This window comes from Acerihabitans arboris (genome assembly GCF_010131535.1).
GTDB classification, from domain to species: domain Bacteria; phylum Pseudomonadota; class Gammaproteobacteria; order Enterobacterales; family Enterobacteriaceae; genus Acerihabitans; species Acerihabitans arboris.
The window spans coordinates 50,073-72,463 of the sequence record NZ_WUBS01000007.1 but is presented as its reverse complement, the minus strand read 5'-3'; the positions used below and the strand labels follow the sequence as shown (position 1 = coordinate 72,463).

The window sequence follows — 22,391 nt, the reverse complement described above, 5'->3', positions numbered from 1 at the left end:
ATACAAACAGGATGAGTTTTATCTGCCGGATGTCCGGATGGCATTCCTGCGAACGCAGATAACTTTTTTTATTGAGAACCACAAAACCGAAAGGTGAAAAATATGTCGATAAAGGCGCTAAACAGGTATGCAGGCAGCAAGAAATGGTCACTGATCATGTTATCGCTGACGTTGGCTTTTTCGGCGGGGTATGCCGGCGCAGACGGCGGCGCCGGCGACGCCGCGCAGAAAAGCGCCGCCAAGATCACCGCGGGCAGCTATTCGGCGGTGGAGCAGGGCATCGGCGGCGATGTCACCGTCACCGCCACCGTGGATGACGCCGGCGTCATCAAGGATATCAAGGTGGACGCGCCAAAGGAAACCCCGGAGCTGGGCGGCCAGGCGGCGCCGAAACTGGCGAAGGAAATCGTCAGGAATCAAAGCCTGGCCATTGACGGCGTCACCGGCGCGACGGTGACCAGCAACGCCGTGCTGCGCGCGGCGCAGGCGGCGATTGCCCAATCCGGCGTCGACGTCGAGGCGTTAAAAGCGGTCAAGGTGGTTAAAAACGGCGTAAACGAAGAAAAAACGGTTGATGTGGTCGTGGTGGGCGCCGGCGCGTCCGGCACCGCCGCGGCGCTGGCTTCGGCCGAGGCGGGCGCCAGGGTGCTGGTTGTCGAGCGGTCTCCTTCCGTCGGCGGCGCGGGCAAACTGGCCAGCGGGCTGTTCGCGGTGCGTTCGCCGATGTTAAAAGCGAAAAAACTAGAGTTTAAGACGGACGATCTGTTCAACCGGCTGATGGAATATGACCATTATCTGTCAAACGGTCCGCTGACCCGGAGAATTATCGAGGAATCACCCTCGACCATTGACTGGTTGACTAAATATGGCGTGAAACTGTATTTATCCGATCATAATGTCCAGCAGGCGCAGAACGATGATCCGATTAAATGGCGCATGTACCATCGTTATAAGGACAGCGGCGAAGCGTTCAAGAATATGTATGATAACTTCCAGAAAATGCATGGGGAGTTGATGACCGGGGTGACCGGGCAATCGCTGCTGAAAGGCGCTGATGGCACGGTTAACGGCCTGGTGGCGTTAAAAGAGGACGGCGGTACCCTGACCATCCATGCCAAATCGGTGGTGTTGGCGACCGGCGGCTACGGCGGCGACGTCAATAGGGTCAAGCAGCAAATGAACGTGCCGAATATGTCCTCCCTGGCATGGCCGAATAGGGGCGAGGGCGTCAAGATGGCCTGGGATGCCGGCGCCGCCAAAGGGCAGCAGTCCGCGCTGATCCACGCCGCCGAACTCCTGGCGCTAAGCGGCACCAAAGCCGACGGTTTTAATAGCAACTTGCTGATCAGGCTGATAAAAACGCCGCTGATGTGGGTGGATATGGCCGGTACCCGTTTTGCCAATGAAGAATTGGTTTATGATACCGCTTATTGGGCTAATGCCGCCTACGCCGTCGGCGGCGATTATTATATTATCGTCGATGAAAATACCTTAAATGCCTTTACCAAAGGGAAACAGCCCTTTGAGCTTTCCGGCGCCGGCGCCCCTAATCCGGAGGGCACCGGCGACTTCGTGAAGCTGGCCAATGACAGCCTGGCTTCCGGACAGGTGTTCAAAGGCGCTACCCTTGGGGAATTGGCCAAAAACGCCGGTATGGATGCCGCCGTCCTGGAGGCGTCGATAACCGCCTATAACCAAGCGATCGGCACTAAAAAAGACGGGCGATTTGGTAAAAGCGCGGCTAATTTGGTCTATGCCGTCAATCAAGGTCCGTTTTTCGCGTTCAAGGCGCGGGTGGTCAATTTAAGCTCCATCGGCGGTATTAGGGTTAATGAAAATCTCGAAGCCCTGAATATTGACTCACATCCGGTCCGCGGCCTGTATGCGACCGGTAATAATGCCTCCGGCTTCTATAACTCATACCCGCCGTATCAGGGGCTGGCCCTGGGGTTTGCCTATAACTCCGGCCGTATCGCCGGCGAAAGCGCCGCCAGGTATGCCTTGGGGAAATAAGCTTTTCGCAACCTATGTTCCCCGTCATTACGCCGGGGAATATTATGCCAAAAAACAGGATTGATAGCGGAAAAATTCCGCCACCGGCACGTCGCTGGTCAGCGATCCGACGGCTGCGGCGCGCACCAGCAGCGGCGTCTCCGGTTATTATATGGGCGGGAAAAAAACCTTCTGGCGGCGGGATGACGGCATCGCGGGCGCGGCCAACCCCACGGCCCTGAGCGCTTATGCCAGTTTTGCCCAAACCATCGATAAGGACGTCAGCAATGGCTTGGCAAGCCAGGGATACGCCGGGTTGATTATCTCCAGCCCATGGCAAAGCCGGCCGTTCGACAGTTATGGACTGAACGTCGGCTGGGGACGCCTGACCCGGGATGAACAACGTCTTGAAACGCAGGCGTATACCGCCTCAGGAGGGACCGGTGATTATCGCGCCAAGCGTAATGAATATAGCCTGAGCCTGGATGCGAATATTATGCTGACGGACGGCGTTATCCTCAGCGGTTATGTGATCCGCACCTTCAACGCCAATACCTGGATGAATCCCTATGCCTGGTCCGCACCGCGCGACGGACTGGCCTTTGGGCTGTTCGCCACCTTATTGATCGACGATATGCTGGGGTTGAGCGGCCATCCCGCGCGCTGATTGCTGGTCGACGCGCCGGCGGGCGCGATCGCAGGCCGCCCGCCCGGCGATGGCCCGATAGCCCGTGGCCGGGCGCGCCTGCCGGCCTGTCCGGCCCGGTCAAACCGCTACGCCACGCGCGGCGTGGCGATGACCATGGATGGGTCATGCCGGGGTATGACTCTTGTGGCCGATGCCTAAGGAGTGCATTTTCCTGACCACCGTCGGTTGGGAAACGCCCATGGCAACCGCCATATTGTAGGTGGTTTTATATTTATCCAACGCCAGCTGCAGGAGCTTACGTTCAATTTGCAACATGCTGTCTTTCAGGTATTTATTGTTTTCTATTTCACCATGGCAGAAGTTTTCCACCAACGTTTCCTTGAGGTTCTCTTCCGGCGGGAGGTATTTTTGCGTCAGCAGGGTGTTGATCACATCGTCGGGAACGATATTTTCGTCGGAGCAGATATACAGGTATTCAAGAAAGTTTTCCAGCTCGCGAATATTTCCCGGCCAATCGTAATATTGTAACGCATTAAGCGCCGGCCCCTCGAATCTGATAATCCGGTTATAGATAGCGTCAAACCTATGGCAAAAAAACTCCACCAATAATGGAATGTCAATTTTTCTTTCCCGCAGTGGCGCAAGATAAACAGGAATCAGGTTCAGCCGATAATAAAGGTCCTCGCGGAATTCCTTATTGACTATTTTTTCACGTAAATTGGAATTGGTCGCGGCAATCACGCGAATATCGAGCTTGATTAATTTATTCCCGCCCAGGCGCTGGATCTCTTTTTGCTGCAAAACGCGCAACAGTTTAGCCTGGGCATCAAAAGGCAAATCGCCGATTTCATCTAAAAAAATGGTACCGCCGTTCGCCTGCTCAAAAAAACCGGCCCTGCCCACGGCGGCGCCGGTAAACGCGCCTTTTTCGTATCCGAACAGCTCGCTCTCGATCAGGTTGGCCGGTATGGCCGCACAGTTAATCTTGATAAAAGGCTTGCCGGCCCGCAGGCTGATGTTCTGGATGTTGGTCGCCGCGACTTCTTTGCCGGTGCCGGACTCGCCCTGGATCAGGATGGTGGCGTCGGTTTTGGCCGCTTTGAGCAAAATCCATTTTAATGCTTCGATGCATTTGCTGGTGCCGATCATATTGGCAAAGGGATCCAGGCAAGGAGCATGATTTTTGAGTAATAAGCTCCGGTATGAGTCAAAGGAATAAATGGGATAGTTAAAATGTGCTTCCAGCCGGCGGAAAAAGGATTGCGCATACAGGATTGATACCACATGTTCAATTTCATTCTCATCGTCGAGCACCGGCCTGCCGGAGACAAAAGCCATTTTATCCGGCAATAGGTGATGGGCAAAAAATCCTATCGCCTCCTTTTTGCTATTGATGACCTCGCGTGTAATGGATTTGTTAAAATATTTACCTTCTTGAATAATATCCTCTACCGACCGGCCGATGATATCGGCAGGATTGATTAGCGGATTTTCCCGGATGTACGCTTTATTAACATATTTGGTGACGCCGGTGGAATTGGTGATATAGACCGGGCATTCTAGATTATCGACGATTTTCTTAAAGTCTATCGAGTCTTTATCAAGAAGATGTTCCTGGCTCATTGTATCCTCCATAACGCGCAATACAAACACTATTTTCCAAGCGCCGAGCGGCTAAGGGCATTCAACGAAAATAGCAAGAGTTAGTCGGCAAGACCAATACAATAATGCATCATAAGGATGCAACATTGCGTGATTTCCGTTGTTATAAATAAAAGAAATTGCCGATAATGTGAAATCAATCACACATTAAACAGCCGATATCACGTTTTAGTGAAAAAGTGTGGAGAGAAATTATTTGTTTAACGAAATAATTACATTAAAGGCGGGGGCTTGGTTTATGTTTATTTCAATTCCTGTTATGCAAAAATAATAATATTGGTGTTTTGAGTTCCCGCCTTTTGATACTTCGCACAGTTTGTCCGCCGGCGCCTTGATATCATCGTTCATTAAACCGCGCTTTACTGTAAAATGAATATCGAAAGAGAATGAGTATGAAAATACACTTGATTAACGAATTTATTGTTTTATCGCAAGTGTTGAATTTCAGCAAGACGGCGCAAATGATGAATGTGACGCAACCGGTGTTAAGCCGCCATATAAAATATCTGGAAGACAGGTTGGGCGTGGCGCTGCTCAGGCGTGATACGCACAAGGTCGAACTGACCACGGCGGGGAAATTGTTTGCCGGGGAAGCGCGCAAGATCATTACGCAGTATGAATCCTCGCTGGCGGTTATGCACGCGTTCTGCGGCAAGGGTCGCCACCGGCTGGCAATCGCGTTTTTGGGGGAAGCCATCCATTCCTTTCTTATCAGCTTCCTGAACCGGTTTCATCAATCGCATGGCGACATTGCGGTTGAGTGCCGCGACAGCGAGCTGGATGAGGCCTTGGCGCTGCTCGATAGCCATATCTGCGATTTTGGCTTCCTGATCCGGCCCAACTTTATGGCGCATGATCCCCGGTTTAGTACCTTATCCTTTCAGACCGATCCGCTGTGCGTGGCGTTTAATAAACAGCATCCCCTGGCCGATCGCGCCAGGGTAACGCTGCGCGAGATCGGCGACTGGCCGATTATTCGCGTGGATCCCCAGGCGTTTGCCTTGTCCGAGGCCTACAGCACCCAGTTTTTAACCGGCCACGGCGTCGAGTTCGCCCTGGCCCGGGAATATCCCAACCTGAAGACATGCTGTTTCAACCTGGAGTTCAATAAACAGGCGGCGCTGCTGATGCCCCGGCATCGGGGGTATCTGCTGGGGGATAATTGCGTGCTGGTGGATATTGCCGAGGAGGATTGCTGGTTTAACCTGGAGCTGGTCTGGGACAACAAAAACGCCAATCCCGGCATGGGCATTTTTTTGCGGGAGTTCAAGAATTTTATCCAATAACCGCGCCGTCACCCGCCTTACAGGCCGCATCATTGCAATCAATAGCAGCGGCGCGATGACGGAGGCGGCCAGGACAATCACCGAGCAGGCCGGCAGCCGCACCACGTCATACAGGTTTACGGCTGTTCATGCCGTTTCTCCCCATGCGCCACCCTTGTCCCGCGCGTCAGTCATATAAGCCGTCCCGCTGCACGGCGGAGTGATTTTTATTGGCGCGGATGCGGCGCACGGAATCCCTGATCATCAGCCTGCCGTTAAGCAGCAGGTTGCCCACCGGGCCGTCGGGGCATAACAGCCGCTGCTGAAGCATCCTGACGGCTTCCATCCCCAGTTCGTCGCGCGGCACATGCACCGACGTGAGCGGGATATCATGTATCGCCGCCAGGTTAAAACCGTCCATGCTCATCACCGACACATCCTGCGGGACGCGCAGGCCGGCCTCCCGCAAGGCGTTGACGGCGCCCACCGCCATAAAATCGCCGCCGGCCAGGATGGCGCTCGGGCGTTCCGACGGCGGGCAACGGCGGATAAACTCGCCCAGCCGCTGTTCCGATTCCGCGGTGCCGAACCCCTGCGCCACCAGTTGGTGGCGTTCTTCGTCAAACGCCAGGTTATGGGTATTCCAGGCTTCGCGTATGCCGTTCATCCGCAGTTCCATGGTGTAGCGCCGCAGGCATTGCAGGGTCAATATATTGCGGTGTCCCTGCTCAATGAGATAATGGGTGGAAAACTCGCCAATCAGTTGATGATGGGGAGAAACCGACGGCAGGCGCATGCGCCGGTCATAACAGTTAATCAGCACGCAGGGTTTGCGCAGCTCGGCCGCCAGGGTATGGATCCTGGCATCGTCAATGCCGACAATCAGCGCCGCTTCCGTCTCCGGCTGGCTCATCTTTGCCAGGAACAAGGCGGCGTCGCTGTCGTTTTCCTCCAGCGCGCAGTAGCGCAGCCGCACCTCGTGCCGCTCAAGCGCCCGTGTTATCCCCTGGATCACCTTGTAATAGAAAATATCGGTACGCACGTCGAAGGCCCGGGGCGGGGCAAAAACCAGCAGACCGTTCAACAGCAGCCGGCCGCTGGAAAGATTGTTCATCACGCCGTCCCGGCGCGCGGCCTGCAATACGCGGGCGCGCGTCCCGGCGCTGGTATTGGTTTTTCCCGCCAGCACCCGTGAAACGGTACTGATGGACAGGCCGGTTTCACGGGCGATTTCGGTGATATTTAACTTTCCTTTCATTTTGTGATCGCCTTCAAATTAGCCCATGAAAAAATTTTCACCACGCGACCGATAGCTGCCATGCGCCCGGCTGGCCGACATCCGCGCTGTCGTCACTATTTCATGAAAATTTTTGCAAAAAATTGCATGGACCCACATTTTCGGCTCTTTTACCGTCGAGCGATGGTCACGTTTTACGTCTGGTCGCGGGCGATGTGAATTGCTGAAACCTCATGGACGGCAAGCGGGAGAAACCCTGAACATTTCTTCCCCAGCGGCTGCCGGCCGAAACCTAGGGTAAATCATGAATTTTGACAGCCATTCCAAAGCGGTGTCGCTGGCGGGTAAAAGGGTGGTGAAAAACCTACGCTGGTGGATGCTGGTCCTGTTCCTGCTGGGGGTTACCGTTAACTACATCACGCGCAACGCGCTGGGGATCCTGGCGCCCGAGTTAAAAGCAAGCCTGCAAATGACCACGGAACAGTATTCGTGGATCATCGCCGCGTTCCAATTGGCCTATACGGTGTTCCAGCCGTTTTGCGGCTGGCTGATTGATGTGATCGGCCTAAAAACGGGCTTTTTCATCTGCGCGCTGATCTGGTCGGTGATGTGCCTGCTGCACGCCGGCGCCGGCAGTTGGATACAGTTGGCCATCCTGCGTTTTTTCATGGGCGCGTCGGAGGCGGCGGCCACGCCCGCCAACGCCAAGGCAATCGGCGACTGGTTTCCTAAAAAAGAGCGCCCCGTGGCGGCGGGTTGGGCCGGCGTCGGTTTTTCCATAGGCGCCATGCTGGCGCCGCCGGTCATTTACCTGGCGCATGCGTCTTTCGGCTGGCACGGCGCTTTTTTCCTGTCGGGTTGCCTTGGGCTGCTGTGGGCGGCCATTTGGTGGTGGCTCTATCACTCGCCGCAGACCCATCCCAACCTGGCCGACGAGGAGCGCAGCTATATCGGCCAGGATCATGACCCGGAGCCGGTCAGGCAGCCGTTCTGGCAATCGCTGAAAACCATCGCCAAAATCAAGCGTTTCTACGGCATCGCCATCCCCGCCTTCCTGGCGGAGCCCGCCTGGGGCGTGCTGAGTTTTTGGGTGCCGCTCTACCTGGCCAACGAGCGCGGCATGGCGCTTAAACAGATTGTCCTGTTCGCCTGGCTGCCGTTTCTCGCCGCCGATTTAGGCAGTATCGCCAGCGGGTACCTGACACGCCTGTATATCCGCTGGTTTGGCTGCACGCGGGTCAATTCCATTGTCGCCAGCTCTATTACCGGCGCCTTCCTGATGCTGTCGCTGGCGTTGATGACCCTGGTGCAAAGCCCTTGGCTGGCGATCCTGCTGATTTCGATTGGCGGTTTCGGCCATCAGGTGATTTCCTGCATGCTCAGCGCCCTGGTGGTTGAATCTTTCGATAAAGGCCAGATGGCGACGGTCAACGGCATGCGCGGTTCCTGCGCCTGGATTGCCAGCTTCCTGTTCTCATTAATTATCGGCGTCACCGCCGATACCATCGGTTTTAATCCGCTGTTTGTCGCCATGGGCTTTTTTGACCTGATTGGCGCTATTTTCCTGGTGATGTTTATTGCCGAACGCCGCGTTGGCACGCCGGCCTGACGCAGAGGGAGCAAAAAAGATGAAGACGTTGAAGCATTGGGAAGAGAACCGGCAAACCGCCCATTTTATCGAGCTCAAGGTGGATGGTTTACATCTATTTCGCCTGTATGTGCTGGAGAGCGGCCTGTTCCGCGTACTGATCAAACGAGGGGGGGAGCTGGCGCTCGATCGCACCTGGAGCATCGCGCCGCAGGGGGACGTTCCGTGGGAAGGGCGCGAGCGCGAGCGCGTCGATGATTTTTCCCTGCCCGGCTATCGGCTGGAACGCGACGGCGCCGCCTTGCGCCTGAGCACCGACCGTCTCAGGGTGACGGTTCACCAGCCGCTGTGGCTGGAATGGGAATACCGGGCAGCGCCGGGCAACTGGCTGCCGTTAGCCAGCGATCGCCCCACCGGCGCCTACCTGCTTAACGCCCACGGCGACGGCATAGAGCACTATCAGCGCCGGTATGGACAGGAACGCTACTATGGGCTGGGCGAAAAGGCGGGCGACCTGAATCGCCGGGGCAAGCGCTTTGAAATGCGCAATCTCGACGCCATGGGGTATAACGCGGCGTCCACCGATCCGCTGTATAAACATATTCCGTTCACCATCACGCAGCGCAGCGACGCCAGCTTCGGCCTGTTCTACGATAATCTCAGCAGCAGCTGGTTTGATTTGGGCAACGAGCTGGATAACTACCATCCGGCCTATCGGCGCTATCGCGCCGAGGCGGGGGATCTGGACTATTACCTGTTCCTGGGCCCGCGGGTGCTGGACGTCACCAAGGCTTTGGTGCGGCTGACGGGCAAAACGCTGTTTGGTCCCAAATGGAGTCTCGGCTACAGCGGTTCGACCATGCATTACACCGACGCCCCGGACGCGCAGCGGCAACTGCTGGCTTTTATCGCCTTATGTCGCGAACACGCCATTCCCTGCGATTCGTTCCAGCTCTCCTCCGGTTATACGTCGATCAATGACAAGCGCTACGTCTTTAACTGGAATCGGGAAAAATTTCCCCGTCCCGCGGCGATGACGCAGGCTTTTCACCAGGCGGGGATCAAATTGGCCGCCAATATCAAGCCATGCCTGCTGCGGGACCATCCCCAGTATGACGCGGCGGCGGCGCAGGGGCTGTTTATCCGTGATTCGCAGCATGACGGCCCGGCTGGCTCGGCGTTTTGGGACGACGAGGGCGCCAATCTCGATTTCACCAACCCGGATACCCTGGCCTGGTGGCAGCGCAATGTTACGCGGCAGCTGCTGGAGGTCGGCATCGACGCCACCTGGAACGACAATAACGAGTATGAACTGTGGGACGGCGAGGCGCGCTGCCGGGGGTTTGGCCGTGAGATAGCCATCAAGCATATCCGGCCGGTGATGCCGTTGCTGATGATGCGCGCTTCGCTGGAAGCCCAGCAGCGCTTTGCGCCGCGGAAACGGCCGTACCTGATCTCCCGTTCCGGCTGCGCGGGCATGCAGCGCTATGTGCAGACCTGGAGCGGGGATAACCGTACCGATTGGCAAACGCTGCGTTTTAATACCCGTATGGGGCTGGGCATGAGCCTGTCCGGGTTATATAACATCGGGCACGACGTCGGTGGTTTCGCCGGTGACCGGCCGGATGCGGAGCTGTTTGTCCGTTGGGTGCAAAACGGCGTGATGCATCCGCGTTTTACCATCCATTCCTGGAACGACGACGGCACGGTCAACGAACCCTGGATGTATCCGGCGGTGACGGCCATGGTGCGCGAGGCGATCCGCCTGCGCTACCGGCTGATGCCCTACCTGTATACCTTATTCTGGCAGGCATGCGACGACGACGAGCCGATGCTGCGTCCTACGTTCCTTGACCATGAACGGGATGAGCGCACGTTTGCTGAAACCGATGATTTTATGCTGGGACGCGATCTCCTGATCGCAAGCGTGGTGGAGCCGGGGGCGCGCACCCGGGCGGTTTACCTGCCCGACAACGCCGGCGGCTGGTATGACTGGCACAGCGGGCAATGGTTTGCCGGCGGCCGGGATATCGTGCTGGACGCGCCGTTGGAACGCCTGCCGATGCTGGCGCGGGCCGGCGCCGCCATCCCCCTCTCCGGGTGCTGTCAATGCCAAGACCCTAGCACGGACGATGAGCGCCGGCTGGCGCTGTTCCCCTGGCCGGGGGCGGGGCGGGGAACGGGTTTGCTGTATGAGGATGATGGGGAGAGCCATGAATGGCGGGACGGGCACGCGCTCTGGCTGGAGTGGGAGATGTGCTGCGATCCACAGCGTATCGATATTCGTTTTCGGCAGCGGGGCGATTACCGCCCGGCCTGGCGCGAGCTATCGCTGCTGCTGCCCGCAGGCGAAACGCGCGATCTTTATATCGATGGGACGCGGAGCACCGCCTATCGGCTGATTTGACGGCGGTTGTCCGCCCGCCCGCCAGCGATATTCAGTTAATGCCGGAACGCAGCGCGGCGGCGTCGCGCGCCCCGCGATCGCCGCTGGAGAAAATACGGTCCAGTATCCGGCGTTCAAGCGCGGCCAGGCGGGCCTCGCCGTGCCGGCGCGGCCGGGGCAGATCGACGGCGATATCCAGGCCGATATGGCCGTTTTCCAGCACAATAACCCGGTCGGCCAGGGTCACGGCTTCATGCACATCGTGGGTCACCAGCAGCAGGGTAAAGCCTTGCTGCTGCCATAGGGTTTCGATTAGCCGCTGCATGTCAATCCGGGTCAGCGCGTCCAGCGCGCCCAGGGGTTCATCGAGCAACAGCAGGCGCGGGCGGTGGATTAACGCCCGGGCAAGCGCCACCCGCTGCTTCTGCCCGCCCGACAGCGCCGCCGGCCACTCATCGGCCCGATCGGCCAGCCCGACGGTTGCCAGCGCGGCCAGGGCCGCGTCCCGCCAGCCGTTGTTTAGTCCCAGGCCGACGTTATTCAATACTTTTTTCCAGGGTAGCAACCGCGCATCCTGGAACATCAAGCGCATTTCGCCGCGTAGGTCGCGCAACGGACCGTTGCCGGCGGTTAATTGCCCGCGATCGGGCCGCTCCAGTCCGGCCAGCAGCCGCAGCAGCGTGCTTTTACCGCAGCCGCTGCGCCCGACGATGGCCACGCACTGGCCGGCCGGGATGGATAAATCGATATCGCCGAGCACCCGGCGGCCGTTAAACGACTTGTCCAGCTGGCCTACCGTCAGGGCGACCCCGCGATTCACCGGGTACACGTTAAGGCTCATGCGGCAACTCCTGTTTTCTGGTAGGCCGGGTGCCAGCGCAGCCAGAGCCGTTCCAGGGCGCGGGCGGCGGTATCCGCCGCCTTGCCGAGCATGGCGTAAAGGATAATCGCCACCACCACCACGTCGGTCTGCAGAAACTCACGGGCGTTCATCGCCAGGTAGCCGATACCGGAATTGGCGGAAATGGTCTCGGCGACAATCAGCGTCAGCCACATGAAACCGAGCGCGAAACGCACGCCGACCAGTATCGACGGCAGGGCCCCGGGCAGGATGACCTGATAAAACAACGACAGGCCCGACAGGCCGTAATTGCGCGCCATTTCCACCAGCCCGGCGTCGACGTTGCGCACGCCATGGTAGGTATTGAGGTAGATAGGGAACAGGGTCCCGAGCGCCACCAGGAAAATCTTGGCCGTCTCGTCGATACCGAACCACAGGATCACCAGGGGGATCAGCGCCAGGTGCGGTACGTTGCGGATCATCTGTACGGTGCTGTCCAGCAGCAGCGCGCCCCAGCGCGACAGGCCGGTGATAAAACCCAGCAACAGGCCAATCGACCCGCCGATGGCGAAACCGACCGCCGCCCGCCAGCTGCTGATGGCCAGATGCTGCCAGAGTTCGCCGCTATAGGTTAACCGCCAACCCGCGGCAATTACGGCGCTGGGCGCCGGCAGGATCCGGCTGGACAGCCAGCCGGTGGCGACCGCCAATTGCCAGGCGGCCAGCAGCGACACCGGCAGCAGCCAGGGCGCCAGTCGTTCCATTAAGCCGGTGGTGATGCGTTTCATGACCTGCTCCTGAACCGGGATGGATATGCGGGTATTAATAATGCGCCGGCACGGGCGCGCGGGTTAAACAATAAAAACGCCTATCCAATGCCGATTTTATCCTTTGACAGCCCATGGAAAGTTTTAGAGCTTAATGTCTCTTATTAATATTGGAAAATGTCATGTCGCCTAAATTTACCTTTGGCCGTCTTATTCTCACGGCCGTCACGTTGTTGACGTTGCTGATGCAATTTAGCGCCCGCGCCGAAACCGAGCTGCGTATCGGTTATCAAAAATCCTCGACCTTATTTACCCTGCTGAAGTTACAAGGGGTGCTGGAAAAAAATCTTAGCCAGCAGGGTATTAACGTCAGCTGGTACGAATTTTCCAGCGGATTGCCGCTGCTGGAAGCCCTGAATATCGGCAACGTCGATATCTCCGCCGACGTGGCGGACACCGTGCCGGTATTTGCCCAGGCCGCCGGCGCGGATCTTACCTATTTTGCCCGCGAGGAACCGTCGCCCGCGGCGCAGGCGATCCTGGTGCCGCAAAACTCGCCGCTGCAAACTCTCGCCGACCTGAAAGGCAAGCGCGTCGCGGTCACCAAAGCGGCTGGCAGCCATTATCTGCTGATTGCCGCCCTGGAGAAAGCGCACCTGACCTTCAAGGACATCACGCCGGCCTACCTGACGCCCGCCGACGGCCTGGCGGCATTCGAAACCGGCAAAGTCGATGCCTGGGTAACCTGGGAACCCTTCGTCGCCAGCGCGCAGCGCCGGCATCATGCGCGCGTCCTGGCCGGCGGGGAGGGCCTGGCCAGCTATCAGCGCTATTACCTGGCGTCCACCGGCTACGCTAAACAGCATCCCGATATCCTTAACCTGATCTACCGGCAACTGGATCAGACCGGCGCCTGGGTCAAGGCCAATCCCGCGCAGGCGGCGGCGTTGCTGGGGCCGTTATGGGGAAACCTGGATGTCGCCACCGTCGAGCAGGCCAACGGACATCGCACCTACCAGGTTAAACCGGTGACCCGCGACAGTCTTGGCGAGCAGCAGCGCATCGCCGACGCTTTTTTTGCCGCCGGGCTGTTGCCCAAGCGCATCGACACGCAGGCGGTGCCGACCTGGCAGCCGGCGCCGTTGAAATGAACCGGCGTCCGCCGCTTGCTAACCGGAGGGATAATCGTGACCGAATCTTTTAGCGTCCCTTACCGGGATTACCGGGATATCCGCCGGGCGCTGCTGGACCGGCGGGAAACGGCATTGGTGGATGTGCGCGCGGAGGCGCTGTTTGCCGAAGGCCATCCGCTGTTTGCGGTGAATATGCCCCTGGAGCGGCTGGTCACCGAGGCGCTGTCGCGCATTCCCCGCCTGGGCGCGCCGGTCACCCTGTATGATAATGGCGGCGGTCTCGCGCTCGCCGCCGCGCGTCGTTTAACGGCGCTGGGCTACCGGGACGTGGCCTTGCTGAAGGACGGGCTGGCGGGCTGGAAGGCGGCGGGCGGCGAGCTGTTTGCCGACGTCAATTCGCCCAGCAAGGCCTTCGGCGAACTGGTGGAACATCACCGGCGGACGCCGTCCATGGCGGCGCCGGCGCTGCAACGGCTGCTGGATGAGCGGGCGGATCTGGTGGTGCTGGACGTCCGGCGCTTTGACGAATACCACACCATGAGTATTCCCGGCAGTATCAGCGTGCCCGGAGCGGAGCTGGTATTACGGGCCGGCGACATGGCGCCGTCGCCGAACACCCTGATCCTGGTCAACTGCGCCGGGCGCACGCGCAGCATCATCGGGACGCAGTCCCTGATCAACGCGGGGGTGCCCAACCCGGTGGCGGCGCTGCGCAACGGCACCATCGGCTGGATGCTGGCCGGGCAACGGCTTGAACAACATCAATCGCGTCGCTATGGCCCGGCCAGTGACGCCGCGCGCCGCGCGGCCGCCGCCGCCGCCAGGGGGGTCGCGCAACGCGCCGGCGCGGGGGAGATAACCGCGGCCGACCTGCGGCGCTGGCTTGCCCGGGCGGATTACACCACCTATGTGTTTGATGTCAGGTCGGAGGAGGAGTACGCGGCCGGCCATTTTCCCGCGTCGCGCCCGGCGCCCGGCGGCCAGTTGGTACAGGAAACCGACCATTACGCCGCCGTGCGCGGGGCGCGCATCGTGCTGGTGGATGACGCCGACCTGACGCGCGCCAATATGACCGCCTCGTGGCTGGCGCAAATGGGCTGGCGGGTGTGGGTGCTGGACGGGTCGTCCGGCGGCGATGATGCCGAGTATGGGGCCTGGGTTCCCCCGGTGCCCGCGCCGGAGCGGGGGGCGGGGGGATTGCCGTCCCCTCGCCACGATCGTTATCGCCGTCCTTATGAAGGACTGGATAATTCCACGCAGGCCATGCAGGCCTACCTGGACTGGGAGGCCGGTTTGGTGGCGCAGCTGGACAAAGACGGTACCCACGGTTTTTTTGTGATCTGAATGATGAAGGCGTCCGGGCGATCGGTTCGTGGCCGCGCCCGGGCGTGCCTGGCGGTAATATCCAGACACGCCGTCATATAAAATTACATTTATATCCCGTGGTTTTAGCCTGTGAACCCTCGTCCGCCGCTACCCCTATCGTGTCCCCGGCTATGGAAACGACATCCCCGTTTCACGCGTTCGCCTGATGACGCAATAAACAACGTAGCCAATATTTTTGTTAAAAAACAATTAATAATGATTATTCCCAGCACGCCGGGGTCTTAGCCAAACCCACGCGGAAGGCGCTTTTCCCGCACATTGTGGAGAAAGTGTGAAGAATCATTTTCAATCATATACAATGATAACGATTATTATTACTATTCTCATTCATATTAAAAGAGGTAATTATGTAAAGGTACATAATAAATGTGTGTAACTAAAAATTTCACCAATAGCCCCCTTGCATTACTGTTGACCGCTATGCTCAGCAGCGGCGCCGGCGCCGAAACCACAGATAAAACAGACGAAAACGAAGGCGAGGACGTGATGGTCGTCAAGGCGACGGCCGAGGAAGAACTGAAACAACAGCCCGGCGTATCCATTATCACGGCTGAAGATATCAAAAAGTCCCCGCCGGTCAACGACCTGTCGGAGATCATCCGTAAAATGCCCGGCGTCAACCTGACCGGCAACAGCGCCTCGGGCAGCCGCGGCAATAATCGCCAAATCGATATCCGCGGCATGGGGCCGGAAAACACGCTGATCCTGATTGACGGCAAACCGGTCACCTCGCGCAACGCGGTACGCTATAGCTGGCGGGGAGAACGGGATACCCGCGGCGATGCCAACTGGGTGCCGGTGGAGATGGTCGAACGTATCGAAGTGTTGAGGGGGCCGGCGGCCGCGCGCTACGGTTCCGGCGCCGCGGGCGGCGTGGTAAACATTATCACCAAGCGGCCGACCGACGATTGGCACGGGTCGTTATCCCTGTACACCAACCAGCCGGAGGATGATAAAGAGGGCGCCACCAAACGGGCCAACTTCAGCCTGAGCGGCCCGCTGATCGATGATGTGCTGACCATGCGGCTATACGGCAATATCAATAAAACCGACGCCGACAGCCCCGATATCAACACCCAGCAGAACGGTTCCTATGCCGCCGGCCGCGAAGGGGTGCGCAACAGGGACATCAATACGCTGCTGTCATGGAAAATCGATCCCCGGCAAAGCCTGGACGTGGAATACGGCTACAGCCGCCAGGGTAATATCTACACCGGCGATACCCAGTACAGCAACGGTAACGTCAGCAGCCTGGTGCCCACCCTGTATGGCCAGGAAACCAACCGTATGTACCGCCAGAATTATGGCGTAACCCATAACGGCGTATGGGACTGGGGCCAGTCACGCACCGGCTTCTATTATGAAAAAACCAATAATACCCGTTTGATGGAGGGATCGACGGGGCGCGTCGAGGGCATGATCAACAGCAACACTTTCTCCACCAGCCGGCTGGAGAACTACAAAGCCAACACGGAGCTGAATATCCCGCTTGACCTGCCGGTGGATCAAACCGCGACGCTGGGCGCCGAATGGAACCGCGAAGCGCTGAACGACCCGGCCTCGATGCGTGCCACCAGCCAGACCAACGTCACCATCGGCGGCGTGTCGGGCGATCCGGCGCAGCGCAGCAGTAAAAACAGCGCGGAATTAAGCGCGCTGTATTTCGAGGACAATATCGAAGCCTTGCCCGGCACCGACCTGATCCCCGGCCTGCGTTTCGATTATCACAGCAAATTCGGCGCCAACTGGAGCCCGAGCCTGAACATGTCGCAGGAACTCGGCGAATTTTTCCAGCTTAAGGCGGGCATCGCCCGGGTATTCAAGGCGCCTAACCTGTACCAGTCCAGCGAGGGCTATCTATTGCGCACCAACGGCAACGGCTGCCCGGCGGGGGTCGCCACCGGCGCCTGCTACCTGCTCGGCAACGACGATTTGGATCCGGAAATCAGTATCAATAAAGAGATCGGCCTGGAATTTACCGCCAACGGCTATGACGCCGGCATTACCTATTTCCGTAACGACTACCGCAATAAAATCGTGGCCGGCACCGATGTTATCGGCACCGCGTCCGACAGCGGCAATATCCTGCGCTGGGAAAACGGCGGCAAGGCCCTGGTGGAAGGGCTGGAGGCCAACCTGGTGGTGCCGGTGATGCCCGATACGCTGAACTGGCGCACCAACGCAACCTATATGATCACCTCCGAGAATAAGGAAACCGGCAATCCGCTGTCGGTCATTCCCGAATACACCGTCAATACCATGCTCGACTGGCAGGTCAACGACAGGCTGTCCGCCAATGTGGCCTGGACGATGTACGGCCGCCAGAAACCGCGTGGGTACGCCGACATCCGCAATGAAGTCGGCACGCTGTCCAGCAAAGAGCTGGGCGCCTACTCCGTGGTGGGCGCCGGCCTGAATTACGACGTGACGAAAAATGTCCGGGTTAACGTGGGCATCAGCAATTTGCTGGATAAACGCGTTTATCGTGAAAACGAAGGGGCATTAACCTATAACGAACCGGGACGGGCCTATTATGCCGGCTTGACCACCTCGTTCTGAACGGCGTGGCGCCGTCGCGGGCGTCAGGCTCCTGGCGGCGCGGGGATATGGCAGGGTATCTGCGCGCGCCATGAGCCGCTGACTATGCCTTCAGCGAGGCCATATCAATGACAAAGCGGTATTTAACATCGCTTTTCAGCATACGTTCATAGGCGTCGTTGATATCCTGCATCCTGATCATCTCAATATCGGACGCAATGCCGTGTTCAGCGCAGAAATCGAGCATTTCCTGGGTTTCGGCAATGCCGCCGATGCATGAGCCCGCCACGGAACGGCGTCCCAAGATCATCGATACGGTATTGAGCATCGGGCTGATATCCCCCAGGAAGCCGACAAACACCAGCGTGCCGTCCAGGTTCAGCGTCGGCATATAGGGGTTGATGTCATGCACGTAGGGTACGGTGTCGATAATCAAGTCGAACTGGCCCTTCGCGGCCGCTACCTGCGCGTCGTCGGTCGACAGCACGATATGGTGCGCCCCCAGGCGGCGGGCATCCTGTTCTTTATCCGCTGAACGGGTAAACAGGGTGACGCCGGCGCCCAGGGCGTTTGCCAGCTTGAGCGCCATATGGCCTAAACCGCCCAGGCCGACCACCGCCACCTTGCTGCCTTTGCCTATTTTCCAGTGGCGCAGCGGGGACCAGGTGGTGATGCCCGCGCACAACAGCGGCGCGGCGGCCTTGAGATCTATCCCGGCCGGCATCTTCAGCACAAAATCCTGCGATGCCAGGATGGTCTGGGAATAACCGCCGTAGGTGGGCATGCGATCGTGGCGGTCAATGCCGTTGTAGGTTTGTATATTGCCTTCTTCGCAATATTGCTCCAGGCCGTGCCGGCAGGGCGAACACTCGCGGCAGGAATCCACCATGCAGCCAATCCCCGCGTAATCGCCTGGCTTGAATTTCGTCACCTCTTTTCCCACCGAGATAACGCGGCCGATCGCCTCATGACCGGGCACCACCGGATAAGCGCTGAAACCCCAATCGTTGCGAGCCTGATGCAAATCGGAATGGCAGACGCCGCAATACAGCACCTCAATCACCACATCATCGGGTCGTGGATCGCGGCGGGTAAATTCGAACGGCGCGAGCGGGGCTGTCGCCGATTGGGCCGCGTAACCCAGTACGTTCATGGTCATGTTGTTTCTCCTATAGCATGCGTACAGTTACTGTAGGCGTGATAAACCCCGAGCGCCAGGTGAAGTCGCTGGCAAGGACTTATGAAACTAAGGCATGTACAGGGAAAGCGGCCTGGCGCGGCCTAGGCCGAATGTAAAATAAATGTGATGGGGATCGGTAATCCGCTAAAAAATACTTGTATGGTAGTAGTCATCTGCTTATCTTTTCACCACATAACGCAACCCTGTCCTTTCCTCCAAGACTACTGGCCGAGAACAACGCTATGAGTATAAAAACAGAAATAATACAGCCTGAAAGAAGTACCTCTGATCTGGTAAAAGTCTCCGTATCCGGCTGGTTGGGCACCGCCCTGGAATTTATGGATTTCCAGCTCTATTCGCTTGGCGCGGCATTAGTGTTTCATGAAGTGTTTTTCCCGGAGCAATCCGCGGCCATGGCGCTAATCCTGGCCATGGGAACCTACGGCGCGGGGTATGTCGCCCGTATTGTCGGGGCGTTCGTTTTTGGCCGGATGGGCGATACCGTCGGCAGAAAAAGAGTGCTTTTTATCACCATCGCGATGATGGGTATCTGTACCACATTAATCGGGGTGTTGCCGACCTATGCCCAAATCGGTATTTTTGCGCCCCTGCTGTTGATAACCCTACGTATTATCCAGGGGCTAGGCGCGGGCGCGGAAATATCCGGCGCCGGCACCATGCTGGCCGAATATGCCCCAAGGGGCAAACGCGGGCTTATTTCGTCCCTGGTCGCCATGGGCACCAACTGCGGCACGCTGTCGGCCACCGCCATATGGGCCCTGATGTTTTTTGTGCTGGATAAAGATCAACTGCTGGCGTGGGGCTGGCGTATCCCGTTTTTGTCCAGCATCGTGGTCATGATCTTTGCCATATGGTTACGATTGAACCTGAAGGAAAGCCCGGTGTTTGAAGGAGCCAAGGAAAGCGACGGCGGGGCGGCGGTTACTTACGCCGTCGACCAAACCCATTCACTGGGCGCGATGTTCGGCAGTAAAGCATTTTGGCTGGCGACGGGGCTGCGTTTTGGCCAGGCGGGCAATTCAGGACTGATCCAAACATTCCTGGCCGGGTATTTAGTGCAGACGCTGTTGTTTGAAAAGCGTATTCCCACCGATGCGCTGATGATCAGTTCCATCATCGGGTTTATGACCATACCCCTGCTTGGCTGGATCTCGGATAAAATTGGCCGCCGCATTCCGTATATCCTGCTGAATATCTCAGCCATCATCCTCGCTTACCCGATGCTGTCGATGATTGTGGATAAAAATAACGATGTGAATACCATTATGGCTTCCATCATTATTATCCATAATTTCGCCGTATTGGGGCTGTTTGCGCTGGAAAATATCACCCTGGCGGAATTGTTCGGCTCGCGTAACCGCTTTACCCGAATGGCGATTTCCAAAGAGGCGGGTGGGTTGGTCGCGGTGGGATTCGGCCCGGTATTGGCGGGGATTTTCTGCAATATGACCGGTTCCTGGTGGCCGATTACCGCGATGATCATCCTCTATTCGTGTATCGGTTTAATCTCCGCCCTGTTAATGCCGGAAGTGAAAGACCGGGAACTGAGCATCCTGAACGATGCGGCCTGACGGATATTGATTGGGCATGCAGGCGCGGTCCGCGCCGTTTAACGCCCCGCCGTCGCCCGGGTGACACTGGCGCCGGCGGGGCGTTTTTTTATCAAGACGGGCTGCGTTTGTCCGCGGCTTGGTGCTCAAAGTCGGACGCGCCGTGGCGTTCACGCAACTGCTCCGAGGGATCGCCCCATGTGCGGTTTACCCTGCGTCCACGCTGCACGGCAGGGCGTTTGCCGATCTCCTCGGCCCAGCGCGTGAAGTTTTTATACGACGCCACGTCCAGAAATTCCCCCGCGTCGTACAGGCCGCCGGTAACCAGGCTGCCGTACCACGGCCAGATGGCGATATCGGCAATCGAATAGCTATCGCCGGCGATAAAGCGATGATCGGCCAACTGCCGGTCCAGCACGTCGAGCTGGCGTTTGGCTTCCATGGCGAAGCGATCGATGGCGTATTCGATTTTCACCGGCGCGTAATTATAGAAATGGCCGAAACCCCCGCCCAGATAAGGCGCCGAGCCTTGCAGCCAGAACAGCCAGTTCAGCGTTTCGGTGCGCGCGGCGCGATCCTGCGGCAGGAAGCGGCCGAATTTCTCCGCCAGGTAAAGCAGGATGGCGCCGGATTCAAATACACGAACGGCCGGTGAGGCCGAACGATCGAGCAACGCGGGAATTTTGGAGTTGGGGTTCACGGCCACAAAACCGCTGGAGAACTGATCGCCTTCGCCGATGCGGATCAGATGCGCGTCGTATTCCGCGCCCTGTTCGCCCAACGCCAGCAGTTCTTCCAGCAGTATCGTGATTTTCTGGCCGTTAGGGGTGCCCAACGAGTATAGCTGCAGCGGATGTTTGCCGACCGGCAGCGTTTTTTCGTGCGTCGGCCCGGCAATCGGGCGGTTGATATTGGCGAACGCGCCGCCATCTTTAGGCGTCCAGGTCCAGACCTTGGGTGGCTGATAGCTGTTTTCTGACATGATGCGGGGCTGCCTTATAGTGAAAAGGATTATCCTCACAGTGTAGCATTCAGCCAAAAGAAGATTTAGCCGCGCGAGGGATGTCTGTCCCCGCGGGCGATTTTTTGCATAAATATTTGTCGTCCGCCATTAAAACTCTTTATTTCTCATCGGCGGCAAAATCCTTATGCTGGGATCAAACTCCACGCAAACCAGTAACAAGGAAACCGACCATGGCTTCATCCCCGGATAACCTATTCCGCCGGCATTTTATCGCTTTGGCCATGTTGGGCGCGGGTTGCGGGCTGCATCCGGCGGGCGCGCTGGCCGCCGACACGCTGCGGCTGGCCCATGCCTCCAGCAGCGATAGCCTGATCAACCAGGCGGTAATGCGTTTCGCCGCCGAGGTGAAACAGCAATCCAATGATGCGCTTGAAATCCAGGTGTTCCCCGACGGACAGTTGGGGGACGAGGGCGCCATCGCGGAGTCAACCGGCTCCGGCGCCATTACCATGGGGCTGGGCGGGGTGGTGGACGCCATCGATCCACGCCTGAACGCCGTGTCGTTACCGTTCCTGTTCAAAGACGCCGGCGCGGTGCATCGTTTCCTGGACAGCGACGCGGGTAAAAAATTTTTAGCCATGGGTGAACCGCGCGGCTACGTAATGCTGTCCGCGCTGGATTCCGGTTTCCGCCAGTTCGCCAACAACAAGCGCGCCATCGTGGAACCGGCGGACCTCAACGGCCTGAAGATCCGTACGCCGCCTAATCCGGTGATCCTGGACACCATCAGGCAACTGGGCGGGCTGCCGCAGTCCATCCCGTTTGGCGAGGTCTATACCTCGCTCCAGTCCGGCGTGGTCGATGGCGTCGAGCCCGAGCTGCGTGATTTCAGCGACCAGCGTTGGTATGAGGTGGTGAAACACGTCTCCATGGCCAATTACATCTGGTCGGCGAACTATTGGTATATGAATAAAGCGGCCTTTGACGCGTTAAGCCCGGAAAACCAGCAGGTGCTGCGGTCGGCCGCGGCCGATACCACCGCCTGGTATCGCGGCCGGCTCGACGAAGTCTACGGCAAGCTTACCGACCAGCTTAAAGCCAAAAAAGTGGTGTTCAACGACGTGGACCGGGCGGCATTCCTGGCAAAAGTGGCGCCGGTCTACGATCGGTTCGGCAAGGCCTGGGGCGCGGATTTTATTAAACAGTTGCGCGCCGGCGTCGGCCGGGAGTAG

General features: G+C 58.2%; 16 protein-coding genes. 10 read left to right on the top strand and 6 right to left on the bottom strand.

Features of this window, described 5'->3' with window-relative positions:
- The first annotated feature begins 156 nt into the window (after nucleotides 1–156).
- Together GRH90_RS11010 and GRH90_RS11005 are read left to right on the top strand one after the other, a co-directional pair.
- The gene (locus GRH90_RS11010) at nucleotides 157–2,013 is read left to right on the top strand and encodes an FAD-dependent oxidoreductase (protein ID WP_162365999.1); all 1,857 of its coding nucleotides are present in this window, start codon (nucleotides 157–159) and stop codon (nucleotides 2,011–2,013) included.
- A 94-nt stretch (nucleotides 2,014–2,107) separates the two neighbouring features.
- Nucleotides 2,108–2,659, top strand: coding sequence for a carbohydrate porin (locus tag GRH90_RS11005; RefSeq protein ID WP_281352753.1), 552 nt, complete (start codon nucleotides 2,108–2,110; stop codon nucleotides 2,657–2,659).
- A 144-nt stretch (nucleotides 2,660–2,803) separates the two neighbouring features.
- Here GRH90_RS11005 and GRH90_RS11000 read toward each other — a convergent pair whose 3' ends face one another.
- Entirely contained in the window at nucleotides 2,804–4,264 is a 1,461-nt protein-coding gene (locus GRH90_RS11000) for a sigma-54 interaction domain-containing protein (protein WP_162365998.1), read from the bottom strand.
- Between the two features lie 431 nt (nucleotides 4,265–4,695).
- Between GRH90_RS11000 and GRH90_RS10995 the strand changes: the two genes are divergently transcribed.
- A complete protein-coding gene (locus tag GRH90_RS10995) occupies nucleotides 4,696–5,589 on the top strand; it encodes a LysR family transcriptional regulator (protein ID WP_162365997.1) in 894 nt (297 codons plus the stop codon).
- Nucleotides 5,590–5,755: 166 nt separating this feature from the next.
- On the opposite strand, the gene GRH90_RS10990 is transcribed toward GRH90_RS10995, so the two are convergent.
- Nucleotides 5,756–6,826, bottom strand: coding sequence for a LacI family DNA-binding transcriptional regulator (locus GRH90_RS10990; protein WP_162365996.1), 1,071 nt, complete (start codon nucleotides 6,824–6,826; stop codon nucleotides 5,756–5,758).
- A gap of 283 nt (nucleotides 6,827–7,109) precedes the next feature.
- Here GRH90_RS10990 and GRH90_RS10985 point away from each other — a divergent pair, with 283 nt between their 5' ends.
- Both GRH90_RS10985 and GRH90_RS10980 read left to right on the top strand, forming a co-directional pair.
- On the top strand, nucleotides 7,110–8,414 hold the full coding sequence (locus GRH90_RS10985; protein WP_162365995.1) for an MFS transporter: 1,305 nt from the start codon (nucleotides 7,110–7,112) through the stop codon (nucleotides 8,412–8,414).
- 19 nt (nucleotides 8,415–8,433) lie between these two features.
- Complete coding sequence (locus GRH90_RS10980) at nucleotides 8,434–10,800, top strand: glycoside hydrolase family 31 protein (RefSeq protein ID WP_162365994.1); 2,367 nt, start codon at nucleotides 8,434–8,436, stop codon at nucleotides 10,798–10,800.
- A gap of 31 nt (nucleotides 10,801–10,831) precedes the next feature.
- Here the strand turns inward: GRH90_RS10980 and ssuB are convergent, their stop codons facing one another.
- Both ssuB and ssuC read right to left on the bottom strand, forming a co-directional pair.
- Nucleotides 10,832–11,620, bottom strand: a complete 789-nt coding sequence (gene ssuB / locus GRH90_RS10975) for an aliphatic sulfonates ABC transporter ATP-binding protein (protein ID WP_162365993.1) — start codon at nucleotides 11,618–11,620, stop codon at nucleotides 10,832–10,834.
- Complete coding sequence (ssuC, locus tag GRH90_RS10970; RefSeq protein WP_162365992.1) at nucleotides 11,617–12,408, bottom strand: aliphatic sulfonate ABC transporter permease SsuC; 792 nt, start codon at nucleotides 12,406–12,408, stop codon at nucleotides 11,617–11,619. The genes ssuB and ssuC overlap by 4 nt, the downstream gene beginning before the upstream one ends.
- A gap of 161 nt (nucleotides 12,409–12,569) precedes the next feature.
- On the opposite strand from ssuC, the gene GRH90_RS10965 reads away from it, so the two are divergent.
- The 3 genes from GRH90_RS10965 to GRH90_RS10955 all read left to right on the top strand — a co-directional run bounded on the left by GRH90_RS10965 (nucleotide 12,570) and on the right by GRH90_RS10955 (nucleotide 17,465).
- Entirely contained in the window at nucleotides 12,570–13,538 is a 969-nt protein-coding gene (locus GRH90_RS10965) for an aliphatic sulfonate ABC transporter substrate-binding protein (protein WP_162365991.1), read from the top strand.
- A gap of 36 nt (nucleotides 13,539–13,574) precedes the next feature.
- Nucleotides 13,575–14,864, top strand: coding sequence for a rhodanese-like domain-containing protein (locus tag GRH90_RS10960; RefSeq protein ID WP_162365990.1), 1,290 nt, complete (start codon nucleotides 13,575–13,577; stop codon nucleotides 14,862–14,864).
- Nucleotides 14,865–15,272: 408 nt separating this feature from the next.
- Entirely contained in the window at nucleotides 15,273–17,465 is a 2,193-nt protein-coding gene (locus GRH90_RS10955) for a TonB-dependent siderophore receptor (protein ID WP_162365989.1), read from the top strand.
- Nucleotides 17,466–17,547: 82 nt separating this feature from the next.
- Here the strand turns inward: GRH90_RS10955 and GRH90_RS10950 are convergent, their stop codons facing one another.
- A complete protein-coding gene (locus GRH90_RS10950) occupies nucleotides 17,548–18,603 on the bottom strand; it encodes an NAD(P)-dependent alcohol dehydrogenase (RefSeq protein ID WP_162365988.1) in 1,056 nt (351 codons plus the stop codon).
- A gap of 263 nt (nucleotides 18,604–18,866) precedes the next feature.
- Between GRH90_RS10950 and GRH90_RS10945 the strand changes: the two genes are divergently transcribed.
- Nucleotides 18,867–20,216, top strand: a complete 1,350-nt coding sequence (locus tag GRH90_RS10945; protein ID WP_162365987.1) for an MFS transporter — start codon at nucleotides 18,867–18,869, stop codon at nucleotides 20,214–20,216.
- Nucleotides 20,217–20,307: 91 nt separating this feature from the next.
- Here the strand turns inward: GRH90_RS10945 and yghU are convergent, their stop codons facing one another.
- Nucleotides 20,308–21,177, bottom strand: coding sequence for a glutathione-dependent disulfide-bond oxidoreductase (yghU, locus tag GRH90_RS10940; protein WP_162365986.1), 870 nt, complete (start codon nucleotides 21,175–21,177; stop codon nucleotides 20,308–20,310).
- A gap of 212 nt (nucleotides 21,178–21,389) precedes the next feature.
- Here yghU and GRH90_RS10935 point away from each other — a divergent pair, with 212 nt between their 5' ends.
- Nucleotides 21,390–22,391: a TRAP transporter substrate-binding protein gene (locus tag GRH90_RS10935; protein ID WP_218586238.1), complete on the top strand. Its 1,002-nt coding sequence runs from the start codon at nucleotides 21,390–21,392 to the stop codon at nucleotides 22,389–22,391.

Bases quoted from the DNA above. Each gene is read 5' to 3' on its own strand.
- GRH90_RS11010 (WP_162365999.1), top strand. From the start codon at position 157: ATGTTATCGCTGACGTTGGCTTTTTCGGCGGGGTATGCCGGCGCAGAC.
- GRH90_RS11000 (WP_162365998.1), bottom strand. From the start codon at position 4,264: ATGAGCCAGGAACATCTTCTTGATAAAGACTCGATAGACTTTAAGAAA.
- GRH90_RS10995 (WP_162365997.1), top strand. From the start codon at position 4,696: ATGAAAATACACTTGATTAACGAATTTATTGTTTTATCGCAAGTGTTG.
- GRH90_RS10990 (WP_162365996.1), bottom strand. From the start codon at position 6,826: ATGAAAGGAAAGTTAAATATCACCGAAATCGCCCGTGAAACCGGCCTG.
- GRH90_RS10985 (WP_162365995.1), top strand. From the start codon at position 7,110: ATGAATTTTGACAGCCATTCCAAAGCGGTGTCGCTGGCGGGTAAAAGG.
- GRH90_RS10980 (WP_162365994.1), top strand. From the start codon at position 8,434: ATGAAGACGTTGAAGCATTGGGAAGAGAACCGGCAAACCGCCCATTTT.
- ssuB (WP_162365993.1), bottom strand. From the start codon at position 11,620: ATGAGCCTTAACGTGTACCCGGTGAATCGCGGGGTCGCCCTGACGGTA.
- ssuC (WP_162365992.1), bottom strand. From the start codon at position 12,408: ATGAAACGCATCACCACCGGCTTAATGGAACGACTGGCGCCCTGGCTG.
- GRH90_RS10965 (WP_162365991.1), top strand. From the start codon at position 12,570: ATGTCGCCTAAATTTACCTTTGGCCGTCTTATTCTCACGGCCGTCACG.
- GRH90_RS10955 (WP_162365989.1), top strand. From the start codon at position 15,273: ATGTGTGTAACTAAAAATTTCACCAATAGCCCCCTTGCATTACTGTTG.
- GRH90_RS10950 (WP_162365988.1), bottom strand. From the start codon at position 18,603: ATGACCATGAACGTACTGGGTTACGCGGCCCAATCGGCGACAGCCCCG.
- GRH90_RS10945 (WP_162365987.1), top strand. From the start codon at position 18,867: ATGAGTATAAAAACAGAAATAATACAGCCTGAAAGAAGTACCTCTGAT.
- yghU (WP_162365986.1), bottom strand. From the start codon at position 21,177: ATGTCAGAAAACAGCTATCAGCCACCCAAGGTCTGGACCTGGACGCCT.
- GRH90_RS10935 (WP_218586238.1), top strand. From the start codon at position 21,390: ATGGCTTCATCCCCGGATAACCTATTCCGCCGGCATTTTATCGCTTTG.